Here is a 6406-nt window from a genome sequence, read left to right on the forward strand (position 1 = left end):
CAGGTCACGAACGTGTTCAGCGCACGCACACCCAGGTCGAGTGGCCCGCCGACTCGTTTACGTTCCGAGGCCGGTGGCGGCGAACTTCGCAATTTGCGAGGCACTCCGCCATTTGGAAGAACTCCTTTACCATCAATCGGCTCGCCAAGTGCATTCACGACCCTGCCAAGCCAGGCACTCCCGGGATGAACCACGCTTTCGCGGGAAGTTATCACCGCCTTGCAGCCCATGCGTACGCCCTCAAGGCCAGAAAACGGCATGCACAGAGCATGTCCGTGGCGAAATCCGACAACTTCCGCAGGGACTTTCGGGTTATCTTCACCGTTATCGATCAAAAGACGTGAACCGACGCTCATTTCGTGGATAGGACCCGCGACCTCCACCAGAAGCCCCTGAACCGCAGTCACACGGCCATAAATTTCGGTGGACATCAGCGAATCAATACCGGCGAACAGCGCCTTCACGTAAGATTCCTTTCACTGTTAACGGTTTTGGTAACCGATCGTTTACGACTCTGGTTAATCTTAACCTTTGGAAGGCTGACAAGCGAGGGCCATTTCGAAGTCAAACCGGCTTTGTCGAAAGGAATCTGAACGGAATCGGTTAGATCCGTTTGTTAACGTGCAACTTTAAGATTTATGAATCTGTGTTTATTTTTGAGATTCAATAAGTTGACCGTTGTTCACAGTTTCCTTTCTTCGGAGCTTGCCGCTACGAATCATATTTTGTTAACCATTAACCGATAGCTTTGAGTCGGGGTTAACACAGTCCTTCGTAGCAGGCACCGACAGAGCCGTTGCGACTTGCCCAGGAAAGGCAGAATAAGGGGATTGGCATGCGTGTATTGTTGATTGAGGATGATAGCGCTACAGCGCAAAGCATCGAACTGATGCTGAAGTCCGAGAACTTCAACGTCTACACGACAGATCTTGGCGAGGAAGGTATCGACCTCGGCAAACTGTACGATTATGACATTATCATGTTGGATTTGAACCTTCCGGACATGTCCGGTTATGAGGTTCTTCGGACACTACGTGTTTCAAAGGTTAAGACACCTATTCTGATCTTGTCCGGTAACGCGGGCATTGAAGATAAGGTTCGCGGCCTCGGCTTCGGCGCGGACGATTACATGACCAAACCGTTCCACAAGGACGAGCTGGTTGCGCGTATTCACGCGATTGTCCGCCGGTCCAAGGGACATGCTCAGTCGGTGATTGTCACCGGCGACCTGAAGGTCAATCTGGATACCAAAACCGTTGAAGTCGGTGGCCAGCGCGTCCACCTGACCGGTAAGGAATACCAGATGCTGGAACTGCTCTCGCTTCGCAAGGGCACCACACTGACCAAGGAGATGTTCCTGAACCACCTCTATGGCGGTATGGACGAGCCGGAACTGAAGATCATCGATGTCTTCATCTGTAAGCTGCGCAAGAAACTTGCTGCTGCAACGTCCGGCAAGAACTACATCGAAACGGTGTGGGGCCGCGGATACGTTCTGCGCGAGCCGGAAGTAGAAGCTGCCGCGTAAGGCATCCGACACGAATTGAGAAACGGGCCCCGGCATCTGCCGGGGCTTTTCTTTTGCCCGGAGTTTCAGTGATTCGGCCACTTCAGGGATTGCCGGCAGGGCCTGGTCAGGTCTGTTCGGGTTGCCAAAGCTCGATCGGGTTGCCTTCCGGATCATGAATCCGGGCAAACCGGCCAAGCCCCTCCATTTCCTCCTCGCGCGAAACGTCTACGCCGACGGACCTGAAATGCGCCAGGAGGCTGTCAAGATCCCTCACCCTGAAATTAAGCATGAACTGACGGTCATCCGGAAAGTAGTCGGTTGATTCGGAAAAGGGAGCAAAAACCGTCACCCCGCCGTCGCAGGTCCAGGGTTCTGCCTCCATGTCTTTGGGTGCGCGATTGATCCCAAGATGGGTTTCATACCATTCGGCAAGCGCTTCCGGATTTTTTGAGCGGAAAAAGACACCGCCAATTCCAACAACATTGCGCATTTGAAACCTCCGCAGGTGCACCAAGTCTGGATCATTCCAGACACGATACTCCTGCAGATACGGCAGGAGAGCAAATGCGAGGGCCCGAAGCGTCAGCTCCTGCAGCGAGCCATCGCACACTCCACCGATCTTCAACCTTGAAAGTACATGCTCAATCTCGGGCACTGAGCCCGATGGCGAACACTGCCGGATGCTGCAACAAACCATTTCCGGCATTCCCGTCACCCGGAGGGTTGATGTCCTCGTGGCGCGCTCACTCCTGTGAAGGCAATGGTCCTGCCTGCTACTGCTGCGGCAGGATGACAACGGCCTCCACTTCGAAGAGCATCGGGTCAATTGCCAGTTTGTGAACGGGAACCAGGGTCTGTGCCGGCAGCCTATCGCCGAACATGTCCGTGACGTTCCGGGTCAACACGCCAAGCTTCGACGGGTCGTGATCCACCACGTAGACCGTAAGCTTTGCAACTTGATCCGGCGTAGCACCAAGCGCATCGAGGACTGTTTTCAAGTTTGCATAGGCTTGGTGAACCTGCACAGAAAAGTCGGAGGAATAGGCGCCGTCGTCACCTGCCCCGCCTTGTCCGGAAATGAAAGCTACTCGAGCTCCGGCAGGCGCGATCACTGACGTGCTATAGCCGTTGACCGAAGGATCGTGGAGCTGTTCCGGGTTGACGATGGTGAGATCATTCGCCGCTTCGCCAGCTGCGGCCAAGTTTGGGTAAGTGGTAGACATAGTGAGAAATCCTAAAATCGTTAGAAGTGTCGTCAGGTGCGGCATGCCGGTCTCCTTGGCCCTTTTGCTAAGGCTGGGTTAGCTCTTCGCCCCTCTGTTGATAGTCGCTGGCTCCTGACAATTCCTGGCAGCAGAAGTAAGCTCAACTTCATGTAGGCCAAGTCTCGCTTTAACCGGAGGTCGCCTGTGAGCCGCTCTGACCGCCTTATTCGCCTGATGCAGGTGTTGCGACGACTGCCATCGCCCGTGACCGCATCAAGGCTCGCTTCGGAAATGGAGATTTCGGAGCGCAGCATTTACCGCGACATTCAAAGCCTTCGGTCTGCCGGTGCAATCATCGACGGAGAAGCGGGATATGGATATACGCTGACCGAGGACCCCTCACTGCCACCGATGCATTTTGAAGCCGATGAGGTGGACGCATTGGCTCTTGGCCTGCATACCGTTTCCAAACTCGGCAATAGCGAGTTTAGCTATGCTGCACAGAATGCGCTGGTGAAGCTGGAAGCAAGTCTTCCTGAAAACATGCGCCACCGACTGAGGCATTCTCCCGTCGGCAGCCACCTCCTGCGCAATAAACCATCATCCGCGGCAGAATTCCCCGATCTTCGGGAGGCAATCTGGAATGAACTGGCTGTTCAAATAGAGTATCTGGATTTGAGCGACCGCTTCTCAAATCGCAAGGTCTGGCCCCTCACCATCTACTTCTTCAACGCGGTACAGGCCCTTATCGCGTGGTGTTGTCTAAGGCAGGATTTTCGCATGTTCCGGCTGGACCGGATCAAGTCGATTGAAATATTGGAGGAGTCTTTCCGTCCGAAACGGGTAGGCTTGTTACGCGAATATTTTGATCGGGAAAAAGAGTGTGAGTGATCGACGGCCAACCTCTCCTCTTCCGGATTGACCGGTCCTCGCGTCAGTGATGCATCTGCAGAAGCAGAACTTGGCAGCAACGACTTCAAATTGCGCCTTCGTTACAGTTGCCCCCGCAGCGTATTCCCTTGGGGTCAGGGGAAATCATCAAAGCTGAAACGGTCCGCAGAACCGTATCCACGGACCGCATCTGTTGGAGGGACAAGCCTTACAGCTGTCCCTCTTTTTTTGAAATCGAACTGACCTAGAGATGCATCTGGTACGACGCCGGCACGTAGCGGTAACCATCGCCGTCAACGGCAACGTAACCAACTGCCGGGAATGGCATGTGGTAACCGACAAACGGTATCTTGTCGGCGGCCAGCATACCCAGCACGGTCTTCCGGGTGTTGGCGGCCGCTTCCTTGTCCATGTCGAACCGGACTTCCCATTCGGGACGTGCGAGAGACCAGACGTAATGATTGGCCGTGTCAGCGGCCAGGACCAGCTGCTGGCCACCGTTTTCGAGCATGTAGATCATATGCCCCGGCGTATGACCGTTTGCTGCCATGGCGGTGACGCCCGACGCCACACTGTCGCCATCCCCGATGAAGGTCATCTTTTCCGCCAGCGGCGTGACGTTTTTCGCCAGAAGCTTGGTGACACCATTGGCCTCCGGATCCATTGCCGCCCAGAAGTCATATTCCTTTTGACCGGTCACGTAACGCGCATTGGCAAAGGCCGGAGCCCCACCTTCCATAAGACCACCAATATGATCCGGATGCATGTGGGTCAGCACCACGACATCGACCTGCTCGGGCGTGTAGCCGGCACTATCAAGCGCTGCACGCATATTTCCGCGCGCCGGTCGACCTCCTTCGCCAACACCTGTATCAAACAGGATCAGCTCACTGCCCGTATTCACCAACGTTGGTGTGAAATAGGCTTTGAAGGAATCGTGTGGAATGAAGTTGTCGGCGGAATGGGAGACGAAGGCGTCGGGTTCCACATTCATGCCGAAAGTCTTTTGCGGTTCACCGACCGTGACGGCACCATCAAGAAGCGTATTCACTTCAAAATCACCGACCGCATAACGCGCAACGGGCGCCGTCATCGCCCCCTGTTTTTCGGCAGCGGCATAAACGGTGGATGTCGAGGCAAGGCTCGCTCCGGCAATTGCTCCGCCTGCACCAAGCAGGGCAGCACGGCGCGTCAGTTCGACTTTGATGTTCATTTTTTGAGTTCTCCGGCAGCAGTCCAGGGACCAATTCGTTTCAAGTCTTCTACGCGGCCGTTTGGAGGTTTCCGAAAAAGGCCCTAGCGAAGCAGACTCGTTTCACTCCGTTAAACTGGCGCGAAACCCCGGGAAGGAAAGTCACCTCTTCGTCAGATGGAACTTTTTTCCCGATTTCTCCAATATCAGGAATCGGTCGATTTTCGTGTTAAATTTCAGTAATTTATGGAAGACGATTTTCACGCTTCTTGAATGACGGGTCAGTTTGGTCATACTTTCGGAAACTCAGAATTGAAAAAACCCGCATGACCCGCAGTTACACCTTACAAGTTACCGTCCTCGCCATATCGGCTGCACTGCTGCTCGCCTCGACCCAGGTGCAGCGACCGGAGGGCTGGTCCATCACCGGATTGTACAGCTATTGGTCTGTTCGAATTCTTATTGAAGCTGCCTTGTTTGTGGCATTTGCGGAACTTTTCAGCCGGTTCCCCGGTTTCAGGCAGCGGCTCTGGCTGACGGCTGCTCTTGCCGCCTTCGTGAGCCTGGTGCCCTTTGCTCTTTCAATCACCGCGCTGGATCTCATCCTCGGCCTGCCTGAACTGAACGGGTCAATTGGACTTGTAAACCTGCCGGGCGAAACAGTGCCGGTGTCCGATCCTGGTGACGCCCGCATCAACTCGTTTTTGCTGGAGCTGATCTATCTGTCGGACAACCATCTGGCGCTTTGTCTACTGCTGTCCGTTCCAAAGATGTTCGCGCCATCCATCGTTTTACAAAGCGAAAACGCAAACCCTGGCGCAGCTGAAAGCGATCCGGTCGAGACAATCTCGCTAAGTCCTGAAACAATCGGTGAGGAACCAACGGATTTGGCGACGCACCTCTCTTCGGAAATTTCCGGCAACGGCTATCATCGGCATCTGGAACGCCCGCTTGAAGGACCTCTTGTTCGTGTTGAAGCGCAGGAACATTATGTCCGCCTCATCAGTCAGATCGACAGCTGTATGCTTCTTTATCGTTTCAACGACATCGTGTCCGAACTTTCCGGCGACCTCGGCATGCAGGTTCACAGAAGTCACTGGGTTGCGTATTCGGCAATCGAAAAGCCTGTTCGGGAAAGCGGAAGGCTTTGGCTGCTGCTCACGGACGGATCGAAAATCCCGGTCAGCCGGAAACATGTTGAAGATGTACAGCAACATCTGTCAAAGACGCGCGTGAACACAAAAAAGGCGGCCAGTTGACCGCCTTTTAAGATCAAATTGAATTCAGGTTAGGCTATCGCCGAAAGCCACTGCCACCGGCCACTGCCAGTTGCGGTCTTGCCGCAGCTCCGCCCGCAGCCTGAACGGCTTCCTTCTTCTGGAAGAGACCGCGCTTGCCTGGCACCGGCTTGAACGCATCCGTCAGGCCGACAACCGTTTCAGCAGCTCCGAGTACCAGATAGCCATCATCCGGAATGGATTTAACCAGTCGTCCCAGGATTTCCGACTTGGTTGCCTGGTCGAAATAGATCAGCACATTTCGACAGAAGATGATGTCGAATTCACCCAGATGCGAGAAGCTTTCAAGCAGGTTGAGCTTGCGCCACTC

The 6406-nt window shown here is 54.4% G+C and carries 7 protein-coding genes and 1 pseudogene; 3 read left to right on the forward strand and 5 right to left on the reverse strand.

Translation table 11 applies throughout. The annotated features are described in order from the left end of the window. Window positions 1-431, reverse strand: a pseudogene (gene fliI, locus K5905_RS24600) (flagellum-specific ATP synthase FliI); the annotation flags it as partial. Between the two features lie 404 nt (window positions 432-835). Here fliI and ctrA point away from each other — a divergent pair. Further along, window positions 836-1528, forward strand: coding sequence for a response regulator transcription factor CtrA (gene ctrA / locus K5905_RS24605; RefSeq protein ID WP_297588982.1), 693 nt, complete (start codon window positions 836-838; stop codon window positions 1526-1528). Between the two features lie 106 nt (window positions 1529-1634). On the opposite strand, the gene K5905_RS24610 is transcribed toward ctrA, so the two are convergent. Continuing rightward, window positions 1635-2000: a VOC family protein gene (locus K5905_RS24610; RefSeq protein WP_297588984.1), complete on the reverse strand. Its 366-nt coding sequence runs from the start codon at window positions 1998-2000 to the stop codon at window positions 1635-1637. A 283-nt stretch (window positions 2001-2283) separates the two neighbouring features. Next, a complete protein-coding gene (locus K5905_RS24615) occupies window positions 2284-2733 on the reverse strand; it encodes a RidA family protein (RefSeq protein ID WP_297588986.1) in 450 nt (149 codons plus the stop codon). 186 nt (window positions 2734-2919) lie between these two features. Between K5905_RS24615 and K5905_RS24620 the strand changes: the two genes are divergently transcribed. After that, complete coding sequence (locus K5905_RS24620) at window positions 2920-3606, forward strand: YafY family protein (protein ID WP_297588988.1); 687 nt, start codon at window positions 2920-2922, stop codon at window positions 3604-3606. Window positions 3607-3850: 244 nt separating this feature from the next. Here K5905_RS24620 and K5905_RS24625 read toward each other — a convergent pair whose 3' ends face one another. Then, entirely contained in the window at window positions 3851-4819 is a 969-nt protein-coding gene (locus K5905_RS24625) for an MBL fold metallo-hydrolase (protein WP_297588991.1), read from the reverse strand. Between the two features lie 305 nt (window positions 4820-5124). Between K5905_RS24625 and K5905_RS24630 the strand changes: the two genes are divergently transcribed. Next, complete coding sequence (locus K5905_RS24630; RefSeq protein ID WP_297588993.1) at window positions 5125-6057, forward strand: LytTR family DNA-binding domain-containing protein; 933 nt, start codon at window positions 5125-5127, stop codon at window positions 6055-6057. 34 nt (window positions 6058-6091) lie between these two features. Here K5905_RS24630 and K5905_RS24635 read toward each other — a convergent pair. Next, a partial coding sequence (locus K5905_RS24635; protein WP_297588996.1) for a CheR family methyltransferase occupies window positions 6092-6406 on the reverse strand: 315 nt, incomplete at its 5' end.

It is taken from the genome of Roseibium sp., from assembly GCF_025698965.1.
Lineage (GTDB): Bacteria > Pseudomonadota > Alphaproteobacteria > Rhizobiales > Stappiaceae > Roseibium.

What these genes read in the sequence shown, in the direction of transcription:
- ctrA (WP_297588982.1), top strand. Translation starts at nt 836, where the DNA reads ATGCGTGTATTGTTGATTGAGGATGATAGCGCTACAGCGCAAAGCATC.
- K5905_RS24610 (WP_297588984.1), bottom strand. Translation starts at nt 2,000, where the DNA reads ATGCGCAATGTTGTTGGAATTGGCGGTGTCTTTTTCCGCTCAAAAAAT.
- K5905_RS24615 (WP_297588986.1), bottom strand. Translation starts at nt 2,733, where the DNA reads ATGTCTACCACTTACCCAAACTTGGCCGCAGCTGGCGAAGCGGCGAAT.
- K5905_RS24625 (WP_297588991.1), bottom strand. Translation starts at nt 4,819, where the DNA reads ATGAACATCAAAGTCGAACTGACGCGCCGTGCTGCCCTGCTTGGTGCA.
- K5905_RS24630 (WP_297588993.1), top strand. Translation starts at nt 5,125, where the DNA reads ATGACCCGCAGTTACACCTTACAAGTTACCGTCCTCGCCATATCGGCT.